We start from the raw sequence: 17057 nt of genomic DNA on the forward strand, positions 1-17057 counted from the left end.
ATTTACCGGATACGAGGGCCGACCAGTTGCGCGGTGTCCCAACCGTCAACTGTGCTACATGCCACAGTCAGGCATCGACCGAGAGGCGCGCCGCATCGCGACGCAGCACTCCACTTTTCGGCGAACCCGTGCAACACTATTGGGAGAACACTCGTACACTGAGTGTTCGACAAGATAGTTAGACGCCGGACTCCGAACGGAGACAGCCCCATGACCATCCGCTTACCTGAAGTGGTCGGGTCCATCGTCGAGGCAGGCCTCTCGCCGCATCCCGTCGACCGGTACCTCGAACTACTCGACCCCATGATCACCTGGCGCGATCTGCGCGCGAAGGTCGTCGAGGTCTCACGACCCACACCGCGAACCGTGCGCCTCACCCTGGCACCGACCAGACAGTGGCGCGGCCACCGTGCCGGCCAGTTCATCCAGCTCAAAGTGGTCATCGACGGCGTAAGGCACGTCCGATGCTTCTCGCCGGCCAATGCGCAGGGACGATCGGAGACGATCGAACTGACCATCACGGCACACGACGACGGATTCGTCTCCACCTACCTACGTGACAACGCGAGGGTCGGCGACGTCTACGGCCTCGAGCAAGCCGACGGCGATTTCGTCCTCCCGGACGACCCGTCGAGTCCGATCGTGCTCGTCAGCGGTGGCAGCGGCGTCACGCCGACACTGTCGATGCTGCGCACACTTGTAGCCTCAGAGCACACCGGGCCGATCACTTTCGTGCACTACGCCCGCACACCCGATGACGTCGCCTACGCCACCGAACTCGGCGCGCTGGCGGCGGTTCACCCGAACATCGACGTCAGACTGCGTTATACCCGCGGGCCCGACGGCCACTTCGTGCCAGAGCACTTCGACGACGTCGCCGTCGACGACGCCGACGTCTTCGTGTGCGGCCCGACAACTCTGATGGACGCGATCACCGACCATCTCGGGGACGCCCACCCCACCGCCCGCATACACAGCGAGTCCTTCCGCCCGGCGCCACTGGTGGTCGGCGATCCCGACGAACCCGCGTCAGGAGAACTCACGTTCACCACGTCCGGTCGCAGCGCGACCAATGACGGCCGCACGATTCTCGACCAGGCCGAGTCGGCGGGACTGTCGCCGGCATCGGGCTGCCGCATGGGAATCTGCTTCTCCTGCGTCGCAACGAAACAATCCGGCTGCACACGCAACGTGCTGACCGGCGACACCGACACCGAAGCCGACAAGCAGATCCAGCTGTGCATCAATGCACCGGTCGGCGACGTGGAAATCGAGGTTTGAGCAATGACTGTCACCACCATCACCCCGCCAGAACACACCAACATCCCCCCTGCGCTGCGCGCGCAGGCCGATCCCAACACCCTCCATCTGAGCTACGAGCAGGTCGAGGCGCTCGGTCGCGAACTCGACGAGGTGCGCGCACGGGTCGTCGCAGATCTCGGTACGAAGGACCGCGAATACCTGTACTCGATCATCCGGGCGCAGCGCGGATTCGAGATCGCCGGTCGCGGACTGCTTTTCTTCGGCTGGTTCCCCCCGGCCTGGGTCGCCGGTGTCGGTGCACTGAGCGTGTCCAAGATCCTCGACAACATGGAGATCGGGCACAACGTCATGCACGGCCAGTACGACTGGATGCGCGAGGACACCTACAACTCGCGCGAATTCGAGTGGGACACAGTGTGTCCCGCCGACCAGTGGAAGCACAGCCACAACTACATGCACCACACCTTCACCAACATCATCGGTGAGGACCGTGATATCGGCTACGGCATCCTCCGGATGGCCCGCGACCAGAAGTGGAACCCCTACTATCTCGGCAATCTCGGATACGCGACAGCGCTGATGCTGCTGTTCGAGTGGGGCGTGATGCTCCACGACCTCGAGGCCGAGAACATCGTCGCGGGCAAGCGAAAGTGGTCCGACATCAAGGGCCTGGTCAAGGGCATGTGGCGTAAGGCGAGCAAGCAGGTTCTCAAGGACTACGTCGTCTTCCCCGCACTGTCGGGTCCGTTCTTCCTACCGACGCTGCTCGGCAATGCCAGCGCCAACCTGGTGCGCAACATCTGGACGTACTCGATCATCTTCTGCGGCCACTTCCCCACCGGGGCACAGACGTTCAGCGCCGACGAATGCAAGGACGAGACGCGCGGCCAGTGGTACCTGCGGCAGATGCTCGGCTCGGCCAACATCACCGGTAGCAGCTTGTTCCACATCATGAGCGGCAACCTGTCGCACCAGATCGAGCATCACCTGTTCCCCGACATCCCGGCAAGCCGTTATCCGACGATCGCCGAGGACGTGCAGGAGATCTGCGAGAAGTACGGTCTGCCCTACAACACCGGACCGCTGCATCAGCAGCTGCTGTCGACCTGGTCGAAGATCGCCAAGCTCTCGCTGCCGAACTCGATGACCTCCGACGACAACGAACTCTCCGTCATCGTGGAACGACAGAAGCCTGCCGGAGTAGCCTGAGTGCCCATGATCGACCGCTACGAACGCAACAAGGACATCGTCCAGGAGATCGTCGAATCCACCGCGACACACGTCGGACGGATCGCCACGATCATCACGACAGCCGTGGCCGACGTGGCGCGGGAGGTCGGCGACATCGTCACCGACGGGTTCGAGATGCGTGATGCGGCACGTAAGGCCAAGGCGGACGAGCACCGCGAGATCGTCGACGCCGAACTGGTCGCCGAGATCGACGACGCGGATGCCACGCAGGCGGCGATCACCGCCGTCGAAGAGCGTGACGTCCACGAGAAGCGCGGCAGCTGAGGCGAGTTGCCGGTAGACCCAGCGGGGGCTGATCCTTTACAGGGTCAGCCCCCGCCTCGCGTCCATGATGCGTATCCGCACAGGTCAGACCGGTTGCGTTCACGGTGACCGCAATGTTGGCGGTCCGCGACGGACGCGCCGTAGTGTTGTCGTGTTTCGCATGTCGACATCTGCACGGGGAGTTCTGTGTCCACACCAGCCGTCTTCACCTTTCCCAACCCGGTCAACGAGTACGCCGCCCGATCGACTGCCGGACTCGTCGTGGTGCTGGCGGTCGTCGCCATCGTCGTGAATCACCCGATCGTGTACGCCCTCCTCGCAGTCGGCTTCCTGCTGCGCGTCCTCTCAGGACCGAAGCTGTCGCCTTTCGGACAACTGTCGGTGCGGGTCATCGCGCCCAGGATCTGGCGCAGAGAGAAGCTGGTTCCCGGTCCGCCGAAGCGTTTCGCGCAGGCCATCGGGCTCGCGTTCTCCACGACGGCCCTCATCCTGAGCCTGCTCGGATACGGTCTCGCCGCGCAGATCGTCGTCGGGCTCCTGATTGTCGCGGCGACGCTCGAATCGGTGTTCGGCGTGTGCCTGGGCTGCATCGCGTTCGGTTTCCTCCAGCAGCGCGGCGTCATCCCCGCCGACGTCTGCGAGGCGTGCAACAACATCTGGTTGCGTGACCCGGAGAACGCGACGTCCGCGAGTCGCTGAGCTACCCGCGACGCGACGAATCGGTCGGCATCGTCGAAGAGGTAGCGTTTCGAACCCGTATGTCGTGGCTCAACGCAACCTAATCCAGCAGTCCGAGCGCGATCCCGTCGAGGATGTCGTGTTCGCCCACCACGAGTTCGGTGATTCCGGCGCGTTCGGACAGCACACGCGCCAACTCCAGCGTCACGAGCGCGCCACCGCCGATCACGTCCACACGGCCGGGATGCATCGGCCCCAGGGCTGCGCGCTCGGCGCGGGTCATGGCGACCAGTTCGTGACAGACACGGTCCAGATCGTCGATCCCGATGCGCGACAGGTGAATTGCGTCGGAGTCGTAGGACTCCATCCCTGAGTTCACAGCCGCGATCGTCGTCAATGTTCCCGCGACTCCGACCCATGTCTCGGCTCGGTCGACGGGTACGGCGTCGAATGCGAGCGCGAGACGGTCGTGGATGAACTGCCGTGCGCTCGTGATCTCGCGGTCGGTCGGCGGATCGGAATGCAGGGCGCGTTCGGTGGTTCGGACGCAGCCGACGTCGGCGGAGTACGCGGCCGTCACTCCATCCGCGTCGCCGAGGACGACCTCGGTCGAACCGCCGCCGAGGTCTGTGACCACGAACGGACCTCTGGTCGGGTCGAGTTCGCCGACAGCGCCGCGGAAGGACAGTCGCGCCTCCTCGTCGCCCGTAATCACCTCGGCCTGCGCGCCGTCGACGACGCAACCGAGCAACTCCGCGGTCATCGCGAAGAAGACGTCCCGGTTACGCGCGTCACGCGTGGCCGAGGTCGCGACCATCCGCACGCGTTCGACCCCCAACGACCGCATGATGTCGACGTAGTCAGCGAGCGCGACGCGCGTACGGTCGATCGCCTCGTCGGCGAACTTCCCTGTGGCATCTACCCCTTGACCGAGCCGCACGACCCGCATCTCGCGGTGCAGATCGCGCAGGCGCGGGCGGTCTCGACCAGCGGACGGTTCCTCGTCCGCGACGAGCAGTCTGATGGAGTTGGTGCCACAGTCGACCGCGGCGACGACCGTCACTGTCCGTCTCCCGCCGCGTCCACGGCAAGGTCGGGCCAGTCGTCGGGAACAGCGCTGCCGCGCAATCCATGTGCCGCAGCCAGAGCCACCGCCTCGTCGCCGAGCGGATTGACGCCGGGCCCCTTCGCGAGTGAGTGCGCGATCAAGACGTGGAGGCACTTCACCCGATCCGGCATCCCCCCACCCGAGAAGTCGGTGCCCAGTGACTCGATGGCATCGCGTTCGGCGAGGAAGGACTCGTGTGCGCGGCGATACGACGCCGCGAGTTCGTCGTCGACAGCGAGCCGAGCGGTCATCTCCTTCATCACGCCCGCCGACTCCTGTCGACTCGCCTCCGCGGTCAGCCGCGGATCCGTGAGGTAGTAGAGCGTCGGGAACGGCGTGCCGTCGGGCAACCGCGGAGCGGTCTTCACGACAGCGGGTACGCCATCGGGCGTTCGATAGCTGATCTCGATGACACCGCGCGGCTCGCGACCGAGTTGCGCGGCGATCGTTGCCAGATCCTCGTCGCTCACCTGGTGGCCGGCAGGCGGGTTGGCGTCGGGTGTACTCACGTCCTCTTTGCTACCAGTTCGGCGTTGCGCGCTCAGTGTGACCCCGGCGCGTCGGCGCCGGGCGGAGTGGACACCGACTGCCACAGATTGCCGTACCAGGGGTTAGCCTCGTGCGCGGCTTCCCGCTCGCGCGCAGCACTCTTGGCCGCCTCGTCGGGGTACAACATGATGAACGGGGTCTCGCCCGGTTTGGCCAGCTTCAAGCGCTCCCGCGCCTTCGCCTCGATGTAGGCGGGGTCGTTCTGCTCGTTGACCTTCTGCTGGTAGTCGGCGACCTGGTCACGCAACTGGGCATTCGATTGCTCCAGTTGGGAGAACTCGGAGTGCTGCGAGAAGTATGTGCGCATCGGCATCGCCAGCGTCAGTGCGACGACCCCGACGACCAGTGACAACACGACTGCGCGTTTGGCATCGACACGGTGCAGTCGTCGCGCGAGTCGTTCGGTGAATCCCGCTCGTCGTCGACGTTGTGCCCGCAGCCGTTCGCGTTCCTGGCGGACGCGGGAGATCGCGCCGTTCTCGCTGACGACGTCCTCGGCGCTGTCAGTGATCTCTGCGTCAAAATCCAGGGGCGCGTCGTCGTAAATCTCCTGTTCGCCGGTCTCGATGACCGAGACCGGCGAACGACGAGATGTCGACCGCTCGCGCCGGGGTGTCTTGCGGGCACGCTCCCGGGAGCGGGGATCGCTGGTCGACGCACGCGTGCGCCGACGTGCTGAGCCCTGTGCCATGGGCTCTAGCTAATCACGAACCGTACGAATATCGGGGGAAGGCGAGGTCTCCCGCGTAGCGTGCCGCGTCGCCGAGGCCCTCCTCGATGCGCAGCAGCTGGTTGTACTTCGCGACGCGCTCACTGCGAGCAGGTGCGCCGGACTTGATCTGACCACAGCCACACGCGACGGCGAGGTCGGCGATCGTGGTGTCCTCGGTCTCGCCCGAACGGTGGCTCATCATGGTCTTGTAGCCGTTGTTGTGGGCGAGCGCGACGGCGTCGAGCGTCTCGGTGAGTGTGCCGATCTGATTCACCTTGACCAGCAACGCATTTGCCGCGCCCTTGGAGATTCCCTCTTCGAGCCGCTCGGGATTGGTGACGAACAGATCGTCGCCGACGAGCTGCACCTTGTCACCGAGGGCGTCGGTCAACTTGACCCATCCGTCCCAGTCGTCCTCGGAGAGACCGTCCTCGATCGACACGATCGGGAATTCGTCGACGAGCTTCTCGTAGTAGCTGATCATCTCGTCGCTCGAGAGCTTCTTTCCCTCGAGGTTGTAGGCGCCGTCACTGTAGAACTCGGTCGCCGCGGCATCGAGCGCGATGGCGATGTCACGACCGAAGTTGTAGCCGGCGGCTTCGACCGCTTCACCGATGACCGCGATCGCCGAGGCCGTGTCGGGAAGGTCGGGCGCGAATCCGCCCTCATCGCCGAGGGCCGTGTTCAGGCCACGCTTGTGGAGCACCGACTTGAGCGAGTGGTAGACCTCCGCACCCCAGCGCAGCGCCTCTTTGAAGGTGGGGGCTCCGATCGGGGCGATCATGAACTCCTGGAAGTCGATGCCGTTGTCGGCATGCTCACCGCCGTTGATGATGTTCATCATCGGAACGGGGAGGATGTGAGCGTTGGGTCCACCGATGTAGCGGAACAGCGGCAGACCCGCCGATTCCGCGGCGCCCTTGGCCACTGCGAGCGACACGCCGAGGATGGCGTTGGCTCCGAGTCGGCTCTTGTCCGGAGTTCCGTCGGCGTCGATGAGTGCCTGGTCGACGAGTCGCTGCTCCTCGGCCTCGATTCCGATGACCGCGGGCGCCAGTTCGCTCAACACACCCTCGACGGCCTTCGTCACGCCCTTGCCGCCGTAACGCTTGCCGCCGTCACGCAGTTCGACGGCCTCGTGCTCACCCGTCGACGCGCCGGATGGCACTGCGGCACGAGTGAACGTGCCATCGTCGAGGACGACCTCGACCTCGACAGTCGGGTTGCCTCGCGAGTCCAGGATTTCGCGTGCACCAACCTGTTCGATGATTGCCACGGTGTTTGCCCCTATCGGTGAACATGTCGGCGGCACCTCACGCAGCCGACGGGTACGGGAACAAAGCCTAGTCGGTGAAGGCAACAGTCACGCATCGAGAGCTGACAGCGTCGCCGATGGGCGGGACGGTCAGTACCGCACGTTGATCGAATAGGCGTTCGCGTGGTCGCGCACGTCGATCACGTACGCCATCGAGTTGTTGTAGACCTTGACCGCTTTCTCCCAGCCCTGCGGTGTGGTCATGTCGCCGCCGGAGGACACACACAGGTAGCGCGCGGCCGACAACGCGGCGTCGTCGATGTTGTCCGGGTCGGCGCGACCGTCGCCGTTGGCGTCGACACCGTAGCGACGCCAGGTCTCGGGTATGAACTGGAACGGGCCCATCGCTCGGTCGTGGGTGGCATCGCCGTCGAGCTTTCCACCGTCGGTGTCGGGGATCTCCATGTTTCCGCGGGTGCCGTCGAGCGGCACACCCCGGATGGGTGGCCTGACATCACCGTTGGGTGCGATCTCCGAGCCGTGGTGACGGCCGTGCTTGCTCTCGACGCCGCCGATTCCGGCAAGGGTGGTCCATCCGATCCCGCATTCGGGGTGCTGCTGCCGTTGGATCTCCGCAGCGTTGCCGTAGGCCTCGAGTGCGACGAACGGGATGCCGGTGGCGTCGGAGATCGGGCGCGCCCACTCGCGGAGCTGTTCAGCGGTACGGCCGGCCGCGTTGATGTCGACGTAGGGAACGGGCGCACCCAGACCGGGCGGGATGCCGTCGGGAATGTCGGGTCGCTTCAACGACGGGAGGTCGAGGCACGCAGACGTCATCATCGCGACGCATGTCAGAGCGGAAATCGAGGCGAGTGCCCGTCGAACGGTGATCATCGATTCACCATGGTGCCATTGGTCCCTTGGTGATCCCGCATCGCAGAGCGTAGCCTTAGCTGGCTCATATACGGTAAGGCTGGGCTGACCAGCCAAAACGTACATTTCAGACAATCCGGAGAATCACTGTGTTCGCGACCCTCATCATCGGCCTTCGGGAAGGCCTCGAGGCGGCGCTCATCGTGGGCATCATCGCGGCATTCCTGCGACGCCAGGGACGCACCGACGCCCTGCGGTGGATGTGGGTCGGCGTCGGCGTGGCGGTCGCGATCTGCGTGGCTGTGGCCATCGGCCTCGAGGTGCTGTCCCGCGACCTCCCGCAGCGCCAACAAGAGGGCCTCGAAACAGTCATCGGCGCCATCGCCGTCGTGATGGTGACCTACATGATCGTGTGGATGCGCGAACACGCCCGCGATCTCAAGGGTGACCTGGAGGCTGCGGCCACCGACGCAGTGAACGAGGGCTCCGCCGTTGCATTCGTGATGATGGCGTTCCTGGCCGTGCTGCGTGAGGGACTGGAGACCTCCGTCTTCCTGGTGGCTGCATTCAACGCAAGCCACAACGCGCTGCCGTCGGCACTGGGCGCGATCATCGGCATCGGCATCGCGGTCATCCTCGGCTACGGCATCTACCGCGGTGGTGTGCACATCAACCTCGCACGCTTCTTCAAGGTCACCGGTCTTCTGTTGGCGCTCGTCGCGGCAGGCCTCGTGATGACCGCATTCCGCACAGCTCACGAGGCCGGCTGGCTGAACGTCGGCCAGCAGCAGGTTGTCGATCTCACCTGGCTCGTTCAGCCCGGGTCACTCCAGTCGTCACTGCTGACCGGTGTGCTTGGCATCCAACCGAGACCCGTACTGATCGAGGTCGTCGGCTGGGCGGTGTACCTGCTGGTGGTCGGCATGATCGTGCTGTGGCCTGCCGGGAAAGCGTTCCCCCGGCGTGCGGCCGGGCTGGCCTGCGGCGCGCTCGCCGCAGTGCTGGCGGTGGCAGCGATCGCAGTGTTGTCCACGGCACCCGCTCAACCGTCCGCCCCGTCCGACACGTTGCGCGCGAGCGTCTCGGGCACACCGTCGACGTCGGGGGTGCTGGCGGGACGCAGCGTGCGCGTTCCCGACCCCGTGTCGGTGCGGATCGACTCCGCCGATCCCTCGCTGGCCACGGGGGCTCTCACGTCGGGCACCGTCACGACTCCGCTGCCCAAGCTCACGGCGACCGACGACGCCCAGATCGGATCAACGAGCTTTCCGACCTATCAGCAACTCGTCTCACCGAACCTCGACATCGACGTGTTGATCCCCGACGCTCCGGCGCGTGTCACCCCCGCACAGGTGGCGGCGGGCAACAACGGCCGACTTCCGGTCGGCCTGAACACCCAGACCTTCGGCGTCGACGCATCGGTCGTCTACACGGTGACCGCAACGGTCACGACGAGCGTCGATCCGACTTTCCACACGCCGGTCGCCGCTGATGTCCACTACGTGGTGACAGCGACGGCCACACCCGAGTCGGGCGCGGCTGTGGTGCTCGGAAAGGTCGCGATGTTCGACGCCGAGCACACCGCGGGCGCCGACGAACTCGCCGCATTGCAGCAGGCCGTCGATCAGCGCTCCGACCATCACTTCCGTTCGGTCGTACTGCCGCTGTGGCTTGCCGGGTGCGCGGTCATCGCCGCCATCGTCGCCTGTGCGCTCTTGCTGACGCGCAGACGTGTGGACGAGCCGGACGATCACGAGGATTTGCAGGCAGGGGCTCTTGACGACCCCGCTCACACAAAGGAGAAAACCACATGAGGGTGCGACCACTGGTGGCCGTCGGCGCGGCAGCCGTCGCCGTCGTCGGGATCGCGGGCTGTTCGGACAGCTCCGACTCGTCGAACTCGTCGTCGGATGTGAAGACCGTCAAGGTCGAGATCACCGATCAGGGCTGTAAAGCCGCTCCTGACAAGGTCGACGCCGGTCCCATCACCTTTGAGATCACCAACACGAATGCCGCCGCGGTCAGCGAGGTCGAGCTGATCAAGGACAACCGCATTCTGGCCGAGCGGGAGAACATCGCTCCCGGTATGGCGTCGGTGTCGTTCTCCCACAAGCTCGACGGCGGAACCTACGAGCTCTACTGCCCCGGCGCGGCCAGCGAGAAGACCCAGTTCACCGTCACCGGCAAGGCCGCGGAGGCGACCGGAACCGTGGCAGACAAGCTGAAGACGGCGTCGACCGACTACAAGGCCTACGTCGTCACCCAGGTGGGTAGCCTCGCCGACTACACCGGGAAGCTGACCGCCGCGGTCAAGGCGAACGACCTCGCGGGCGCCACCGACGCATACCCGAAGGCCCGTCCCTACTACGAGCGCATCGAGCCGATCGCGGGCGCATTCTGCACCGACGGTTCGACGGACTGCTCCGACAACGCTTCGGTCAGTCTCGATTTCGCAATCGACGCGCGCCCCGATGCCGTCGGTCCCGGCGACAAGTGGGAGGGCTTCCACGTCCTCGAGAAGGCGATCTACCAGGACAAGAACCTCGCCAACATGGGCCCCGTCGCGGACCAGCTGCAGAAGAACGTGGAATTACTCAAGACCGTCGTCAACAAGCCCGAGTTCACCTTTGCTCCGGCCGAGATCGTCAACGGTGCAGGCGATCTGCTCGACGAGGTCTCGACCACCAAGCTGACCGGTGAGGAAGAGGCGTACTCGCACATCGACATCCTCGACATGCAGGCGAACATCGAGGGCTCTGAGCAGGCGTTCGCAGTGGTCAAGCCCGCGCTCAAGGACATCGATCCGCAGCTCACGCAGACCATCACCGATGCGTTCGGCAAGGTCGACTCGCTCATCGACACGTTCCGCGATCCCAACGAACCGGGTGGCTTCAAGAACTTCACCCAGGTGACCGCCGAGCAGAAGCGCGAGATGGCGGCCGCCATCGTCGCCGTCAAGGATCCGCTGGCACAGGCCGGCGGAAAGATCGCGGCAGCGAGCTGATGTGATGGCCGCCGACGACACTCCACCACAGCAACCGGATGACACCACCCCATCCGACCAGACCACACAACCGTCCGGCGACGACCGAGGACGCGGACCGCGGTTGGGACGCAGGGGATTTCTCGGTGTCGCCGGACTCGCGGGAGTCGTCGTCGGCGGCGCGGCGGGTGGCGCCATCGGTTATGCCGCCGCCCCGAAACCGACGGACGCCGCTGCCGAGACGGTCGAGTTCTACGGCGAACACCAGGCCGGGATCATCACTCCACAACAGAATTCGCTGGTGTTCGCGGCATTCGACGTGGCCGACTCGGTCACGACCCAGCAACTCGAGGTGATGCTCGCGCGCTGGGCGGCCGCCGCGAGCCTCCTCACCGAGGGCAAACCCGTCGGACCTGTGGAGACTCGGCCTGGTTCACCACCTGCCGACACCGGCGAGGCGTTCGATCTCGGACCGAGCAAACTCACCGTGACGGTGGGTTTCGGCCCGAGTCTGTTCGACGACAGGTTCGACCTACGCGACAAGATGCCCGCCGCGCTGAAACCCTTGGGCCAGTTGGCGGTCGACACGACGATCGATCCGTCGATCAGCGGTGGGGACATCTGCGTGCAAGCGTGTTCCGAGGACCCGCAGGTCGCGTTCCACGCCGTACGCAATCTCGCTCGAATCGGACGCAGCACCGTCACACTCCGCTGGCTCCAGGAGGGGTTCGGCCGGGCGTCGGCCACCTCGACGTCGCAGGTGACCCCGCGCAACCTGCTGGGGTTCAAGGACGGAACCGCCAACATCAAGGCGGAGGATCCGAGCGTCGCCAAAGAATGGGTGTGGGTCGGCGACGAGACCGACCAGCCGTGGATGAAGGGCGGCTCATACCTGGTGTCGCGCAAGATCCGTATGCACATCGAGGCATGGGACTCCGACGACATCTCCGACCAGGAGCTGATTTTCGGCCGGTCGAAGGACGACGGCGCGCCGCTGTCCGGCGGCAGCGAATTCACCGCGGTCGACTTCCACAAGCGGCTCGACACCGGGAAGTTCGCAGTCGACCGCTTCTCACATGTGCGGTTGGCCCACCCCGACAACAACGGGGGCGCTCAGATACTGCGGCGTGGTTACAACTACACCGACGGAATCGATACGCGCACCGGAACACTCGCAGCCGGACTGTTCTTCATCGCGTACCAGAAGAATGCGCACGAGCAGTTCGTCCGCATCCAGAACAACCTGGCCCAGGACGGACTCAACGAATACATAGCTCCCATCTCGAGCTCACTGTTCGCCATTCCGCCCGGCCTCGCCAAGATCGGCGACTGGTACGGCAAGAAGCTGTTCGGGTACACGGACTAGCCCGAGCTGGCCGAGGAGGCCGTCCGCCGGTTTGTGGGACGGCCGGCGCGGGGCGCGCTGTGGGGCGGGGCGCGCTGTGGGGCGGGGCGCGCAGGGCCCGGGCACGAGGCGCGGCGCACGGGGCCCGAGGCGCGGCGCTCGGGGCCAGGGGCCCCGTGGCACGGTGGCAGAAAGTGAGGAAAAGATTCCTTCCCCCACTTTCTGACGTTTCCCCGCGACACTTCCCGAGGAAGCGCACATAACCCACGGAAGAAGCCTTTCCCCTACTTCCTACACCCCGCGCAACCCGACACCCCCGTGCAGAAACTCGCGGGAGAAACCCTTCCCTTAATTCCCACACGCGCCTGACGGTAGGCCGCAGTCCTACCCGCTGCTCGAGCCTGTCGAGATCACTCCTCCAAGACGCCCCGCCGCACCAACTCGTCGACGATCTGCCCGGCGAGCTCGGCGATGTCGGCACCCGTCGTGTCGAACCGCAGATCCGGGCTCTCGGGCTTCTCGTAGGGTGCGTCGACCCCGGTGAGCCCCTTGAGCTCTCCGCGCCGTGCCCGCTCGTAGAGTCCCTTGGGATCCCGACGTTCACACTCGCGCACCGGCGTCGACACGTGGACCTCGACGAAGTCCAGGTCGGCAGCGGCATGCAATTCGCGCGCGATCTCGCGGTCGGATCTCAGTGGCGAGACCATCGACGCGATCGCGATGACACCGGCGTCAGCGAACAGTCGCGCGAGGTGCCCGACGCGCCTGATGTTCTCGGCACGGTCGCCGGGCGAGAAGCCGAGGTCGTCGGAGATTCCGTGCCGGATGTTGTCACCGTCGACGAGGTAGGCCACTCGTGCGCGGTTGACCAACTCGCGTTCGAGCGCGACGGCCACCGTCGACTTACCGGATGCGGGCAATCCGGTGAGCCATACCGTGGCACCCCGCTGCCCGGTCTTCGTCCACCTCTCCTGGCGGCTCAGCGCACTCGGGTGCCACTTGATGTCGTTGCGGGTCGCCTTGCCCGGAATCACCTCGCGCGCTTCGAGGATCGTGCCCGCTCCCACCGTGTCGTTCGACGCCTCATCGATGAGGATGAAAGCACCGGTGTCGCGGTTGCTCGAGTACGGGTCGGCGACCACCACCGACGACGTGCGCAACGTGAGTGTCCCGATGTCGTTGAGCGCCAACTCCGATGGCCCCACCTGCTCGAGCAGCGTCTCTGGATCGAGCTTGCGTTCGAGCGCCTGGACGGTGGCGCGTACCGTCGACGCCCCCTGTTTGAGAGCGACCCGATCTCCCGCATGCAACGGTGTTTCCGACAGCCAGCACACCGTCGCCGACAGTTCACGAGCCGCAACAGGAAGGTGCGCGTCGTCGAGTCCGCTGACGATCACATCGCCTCGGCCGACGTCGATGTCGTCGGCGAGCTGGATCGACACCGAGAGTGGCGCAACGCGGTCGGCCTCTGCGGGTCGAGGGTGTCGAGCGCGGTCACGGTGGTGCGTGAACCGGACGGCAGCACGACGACTCTGTCGCCGAGGTCGAGGGTTCCCGCAGCGACCCGCCCGGTGTAGCTCCGCTTGCCGTCGGGACCCGGCCGGGACACCCACTGGATCGGCAGACGCAGTTCGCGCGCAACAGGATTCGGGGCGTGCAGCTCGATGTCCTCGAGGTACTCGAGCAGTGTCGGCCCGGTGTACCAGGGGGTGTTGTCGGAGCGATGGACGACATTGTCACCGAGCTTGGCCGCCACCGGGATCGCGGTGATCTCCGCGGCACCGACATTCGTCGCGAGCTCGTCGAGTTCTGCGGTCAGTTCCGCGAAGCGTTCAGCGGAGAAGTCGACGAGATCGATCTTGTTGACCGCTGCGACGATGTGCGGAACACCCACGAGTGTGGCGATCCGCGCATGCCGACGAGTCTGGCGCAGCAGCCCCTTTCGCGCGTCGACCAGAAGCACGGCGACGTGGGCGTTCGACGCTCCGGTGAATGTGTTGCGCGTGTAACGCTCGTGACCGGGCGTGTCGGCGAGAACATAACTGCGAGTTGAACTCGAGAAGAAGCGGTAGGCGACGTCGATGGTGATGCCCTGCTCTCGTTCGGCGCGTAAGCCGTCGGAGAGCGCCGCGAGGTCGACGTCGCCGTCGTCGGACGTCACGCCGGCGAGATGATCGGTGGGCAGCGAACCGGTGTCGTGCAGGATGCGGCCGATCAGCGTCGACTTCCCGTCGTCGACGCTGCCCGCGGTGGCCAGGCGCAGCATCTGTCGACGACGTATCGGCGGGTTACTGTGCGTCGCAGTGGAATCTGCTCCTGTAGCCGTCGACGCCGCGCTGTCCGGCGCTGTCCGGGCCACTGTTTCGGTCATCAGAAGTAGCCCTCTCGTTTGCGATCCTCCATGGCGGCAGACGACGTCCGGTCGTCGGCACGCGTTTCGCCGCGCTCGGACACCGTCGCGGCGCCGATCTCCTCGATGATCTCGGGGATGGTCGTTGCCCGCGAGCGCACGGCGCCGGTGATGGTCAGGTCTCCGACCGTGCGATACCGCACCCATTCGGTCGTCACGTCACCCGGCGAATCAGGTTGCGAGTAGGGCGAAACGGCGAGAAGGATGCCATCGCGGTCGAACACCTCGCGTTGTGCCGCGAAATAGATCGACGGTAGTTCGAGGTCTTCGAGTTCGATGTAGCGCCAGATGTCGGTTTCGGTCCAGTTCGACAGGGGGAACACACGGACCGACTCGCCGCGTCGAATCCGACCGTTGTACAACGACCACGGCTCGGGGCGCTGTGCCCGCGGATCCCACTGGCCGAACTCGTCGCGGAAGCTGAAGACACGTTCCTTGGCGCGCGCCCTGTCTTCGTCGCGACGGGCACCACCGAATGCGGCGTCGAAGCCTCCCTCCTCCAGCGCATCGAGCAGCACGCGTGTCTGCAGGCGGTTGCGCGAGCCGGACGGGTCGGTCGACTCGGCGATACGCCCGGCCGCGATGGCGTCGGGAACCGAGGCGACGAGGAGCTTGATGCCGTCGGGATTGTCGTCGTTCGGCGAGACCCGGCGATCACGGAACTCGATGACCTCGTCGAAGTTGTGGCCGGTGTCGACATGGAGGATCGGGAACGGCAGGGGATGTGGACGAAATGCCTTCTCCGCCAGCCGAAGGAGCACGATCGAATCCTTGCCACCAGAGAACAGCAGCACAGGTCGTTCGAGTTCGGCCGCAACCTCACGGATGATGTGCACCGCCTCGGCCTCCAGCACACGCAGCGCGGACACGTGCTCGACGTCGACGCTGTCCGGCGAGGCTTCGGTGTCTTGTTCTGTGGTGGTCGTCTCTGCGCTCACTGGGGATATCCGTTCCGTACCGCGTCATCGCGGTAGCGCTCGACCCACTCCTTGGAACGGGCATCGGACTGTGGTTTCAACGGTGGTGGCGGCGCGAGGGTGGGGTCCTGCCCGAGCGCGGAGAGCACCCGAGCGGTGGTTCCCGACGGATCCTTGGTGAGCTCAGCGAACTCGATCTCGAGTGGTTCGATGCCTTCGGCCACGAACCAGTCACGCCAGGATCGCTCCTGCTGCAACAGAATTCGCGCGAGATGCGCGATACCCTCGGCATGGTAGACCGCAGTGTCGGCGTCCTGCCCGCCGTCGTGTCGCCACACACGGGTCTGGACCGCTCGCCACATCGACACCGCCTGCGGCACGACGTCTTCCCGGTACACGTGCACGTAGAGAGGATCGGAACCGAGGAGTGCGCGAATGGCCGCACGCAGCGAGCCGGAGCCGATACGAGCACGGGTTATCAGCAGCGGCGTCTGATTCCACATCAGCTTTCCGCCCCACACCCCGTTCGCCGAACGGCCCTCGGCGAGGACGTCGGCGCGCCACTGCGCGAACGTTCGCCCGTCGACCACGCCGTCGTCGACCTCGGCGAGTAGATCCAGGATCTGTGGATCGTCGACGTCCGCGAACCACTCCCGCGGCTGCGGCGAATGGGACGACGACGGGAACTCCTGGAAGAACTCCTCCGGGGTTCCCGCGACGCCTGTCGCGGCGAGCGATTCGACGAGCAAGGTGCTCCCGCTGCGCTGGCTGGCACATACGAGGTAGTTGTCGACTGGCGGCACCCGCTCAGTGTAGCCAGGCGAAAACCGCCCGCAACCTGGGAATTTAGACGCCGCGAGGCCGAAAACCTTTACAAAACTCCCGCCATGTGCGTCATCGACGCGAACCGGGGACATCGGAGGAGTCGCGCGCCTCCTCGTCCACGTCACCGCGCTGCAGTTCGCCGGTGAGATCACGCTCCCTGCCCAGCGGACGCCGCGACGGAAGTGCCTGCTCGTCGGCGGGTATGTCGTCGGCCTGCTCGAAGTACCGGGTCATGAACCGGTCCGCGATGGCGGTTCCCGTCGCCTCATCGGGCAATGCGTCGGCCGTCTCGGCACGCCATTGGGTCAGTCGCGCAGCCAATTCTGCGCGCACCTGCGCATAAGTCGGATCGTCGGCCAGATTGGTGCGTTCGAACGGATCGTTGTCGAGATCGTAGAGTTCGACGGCCGGCCGCTCGGCCGCGATGACCGACGTGTCGAGTGAGCGCGCCGAGGGGCTGTCGGCGATGTCGAGCGGCAGCAGCAGCGCAGGCCGGTGAGCGTAGTTCTCGATGTAGCTGTACCGCTTCGTGCGAATCGCGCGGATCGGGTCGTAGGCGTCGTGATAGGTCTTCTCGGTGAAGACCGCGCCGCGGATCGGGCCGTGTTCGCGTCGTGCGATCTC

The 17057-nt window shown here is 65.6% G+C and carries 14 protein-coding genes and 2 pseudogenes; 7 read left to right on the forward strand and 9 right to left on the reverse strand.

The genetic code is table 11. The annotated features are described in order from the left end of the window. Window positions 1–210 precede the first annotated feature (210 nt). The 4 genes from GOOTI_RS07645 to GOOTI_RS07660 all read left to right on the forward strand — a co-directional run bounded on the left by GOOTI_RS07645 (window position 211) and on the right by GOOTI_RS07660 (window position 3477). Window positions 211–1281 carry a ferredoxin reductase gene (locus GOOTI_RS07645; RefSeq protein WP_007237995.1) on the forward strand — a complete coding sequence of 357 codons (1071 nt, stop codon included), beginning with the start codon at window positions 211–213 and terminating at the stop codon, window positions 1279–1281. A 3-nt stretch (window positions 1282–1284) separates the two neighbouring features. Then, window positions 1285–2472: a fatty acid desaturase family protein gene (locus GOOTI_RS07650; RefSeq protein ID WP_007237996.1), complete on the forward strand. Its 1188-nt coding sequence runs from the start codon at window positions 1285–1287 to the stop codon at window positions 2470–2472. A gap of 6 nt (window positions 2473–2478) precedes the next feature. Further along, entirely contained in the window at window positions 2479–2778 is a 300-nt protein-coding gene (locus tag GOOTI_RS27230; RefSeq protein ID WP_039993736.1) for a hypothetical protein, read from the forward strand. 186 nt (window positions 2779–2964) lie between these two features. Next, a complete protein-coding gene (locus GOOTI_RS07660; protein ID WP_007237998.1) occupies window positions 2965–3477 on the forward strand; it encodes a DUF4395 domain-containing protein in 513 nt (170 codons plus the stop codon). 79 nt (window positions 3478–3556) lie between these two features. On the opposite strand, the gene GOOTI_RS07665 is transcribed toward GOOTI_RS07660, so the two are convergent. From GOOTI_RS07665 to GOOTI_RS07685, 5 genes are all read right to left on the reverse strand, one after another. Beyond that, entirely contained in the window at window positions 3557–4519 is a 963-nt protein-coding gene (locus GOOTI_RS07665; RefSeq protein WP_007237999.1) for a Ppx/GppA phosphatase family protein, read from the reverse strand. Beyond that, a complete protein-coding gene (locus GOOTI_RS07670) occupies window positions 4516–5073 on the reverse strand; it encodes a DUF501 domain-containing protein (RefSeq protein WP_007238000.1) in 558 nt (185 codons plus the stop codon). Before GOOTI_RS07670 ends, GOOTI_RS07665 begins: the two co-directional genes overlap by 4 nt. Window positions 5074–5105: 32 nt before the next feature. Then, a complete protein-coding gene (locus GOOTI_RS07675; RefSeq protein ID WP_007238001.1) occupies window positions 5106–5804 on the reverse strand; it encodes an FtsB family cell division protein in 699 nt (232 codons plus the stop codon). A 13-nt stretch (window positions 5805–5817) separates the two neighbouring features. Next, window positions 5818–7101: a phosphopyruvate hydratase gene (gene eno / locus GOOTI_RS07680; RefSeq protein WP_007238002.1), complete on the reverse strand. Its 1284-nt coding sequence runs from the start codon at window positions 7099–7101 to the stop codon at window positions 5818–5820. 129 nt (window positions 7102–7230) lie between these two features. Further along, window positions 7231–7974, reverse strand: a complete 744-nt coding sequence (locus GOOTI_RS07685; RefSeq protein ID WP_039993731.1) for a lytic transglycosylase domain-containing protein — start codon at window positions 7972–7974, stop codon at window positions 7231–7233. Between the two features lie 128 nt (window positions 7975–8102). Here GOOTI_RS07685 and efeU point away from each other — a divergent pair, with 128 nt between their 5' ends. From efeU to efeB, 3 genes are read left to right on the forward strand one after another with little or no spacing between them, the layout of a single operon-like run. Further along, a complete protein-coding gene (efeU, locus tag GOOTI_RS07690) occupies window positions 8103–9767 on the forward strand; it encodes an iron uptake transporter permease EfeU (RefSeq protein WP_007238004.1) in 1665 nt (554 codons plus the stop codon). Then, entirely contained in the window at window positions 9764–10957 is a 1194-nt protein-coding gene (efeO, locus tag GOOTI_RS07695) for an iron uptake system protein EfeO (RefSeq protein WP_007238005.1), read from the forward strand. The genes efeU and efeO overlap by 4 nt, the downstream gene beginning before the upstream one ends. A 4-nt stretch (window positions 10958–10961) precedes the next feature. Further along, window positions 10962–12302 carry an iron uptake transporter deferrochelatase/peroxidase subunit gene (efeB, locus tag GOOTI_RS07700; RefSeq protein ID WP_051997897.1) on the forward strand — a complete coding sequence of 447 codons (1341 nt, stop codon included), beginning with the start codon at window positions 10962–10964 and terminating at the stop codon, window positions 12300–12302. A 389-nt stretch (window positions 12303–12691) separates the two neighbouring features. Here efeB and cysC read toward each other — a convergent pair. From cysC to GOOTI_RS07720, 4 genes and pseudogenes are all read right to left on the reverse strand, one after another. Further along, a pseudogene (gene cysC, locus GOOTI_RS07705) lies at window positions 12692–14547 on the reverse strand (adenylyl-sulfate kinase). Window positions 14548–14651: 104 nt separating this feature from the next. Continuing rightward, complete coding sequence (cysD, locus tag GOOTI_RS07710) at window positions 14652–15629, reverse strand: sulfate adenylyltransferase subunit CysD (RefSeq protein ID WP_007238009.1); 978 nt, start codon at window positions 15627–15629, stop codon at window positions 14652–14654. Beyond that, complete coding sequence (stf0, locus tag GOOTI_RS07715; RefSeq protein WP_039993733.1) at window positions 15626–16411, reverse strand: trehalose 2-sulfotransferase; 786 nt, start codon at window positions 16409–16411, stop codon at window positions 15626–15628. Before stf0 ends, cysD begins: the two co-directional genes overlap by 4 nt. A 91-nt stretch (window positions 16412–16502) precedes the next feature. Then, window positions 16503–17057 (reverse strand): annotated as a pseudogene (locus GOOTI_RS07720) (sulfatase); the annotation flags it as partial.

It is taken from the genome of Gordonia otitidis NBRC 100426 (assembly GCF_000248075.1).
Classification (GTDB): domain Bacteria; phylum Actinomycetota; class Actinomycetes; order Mycobacteriales; family Mycobacteriaceae; genus Gordonia; species Gordonia otitidis.

Excerpts from the sequence above, each read along its gene's own strand:
- GOOTI_RS07645 (WP_007237995.1), top strand. The coding sequence starts at position 211 with ATGACCATCCGCTTACCTGAAGTGGTCGGGTCCATCGTCGAGGCAGGC.
- GOOTI_RS07650 (WP_007237996.1), top strand. The coding sequence starts at position 1,285 with ATGACTGTCACCACCATCACCCCGCCAGAACACACCAACATCCCCCCT.
- GOOTI_RS27230 (WP_039993736.1), top strand. The coding sequence starts at position 2,479 with ATGATCGACCGCTACGAACGCAACAAGGACATCGTCCAGGAGATCGTC.
- GOOTI_RS07675 (WP_007238001.1), bottom strand. The coding sequence starts at position 5,804 with ATGGCACAGGGCTCAGCACGTCGGCGCACGCGTGCGTCGACCAGCGAT.
- GOOTI_RS07685 (WP_039993731.1), bottom strand. The coding sequence starts at position 7,974 with ATGATCACCGTTCGACGGGCACTCGCCTCGATTTCCGCTCTGACATGC.
- efeO (WP_007238005.1), top strand. The coding sequence starts at position 9,764 with ATGAGGGTGCGACCACTGGTGGCCGTCGGCGCGGCAGCCGTCGCCGTC.
- efeB (WP_051997897.1), top strand. The coding sequence starts at position 10,962 with ATGGCCGCCGACGACACTCCACCACAGCAACCGGATGACACCACCCCA.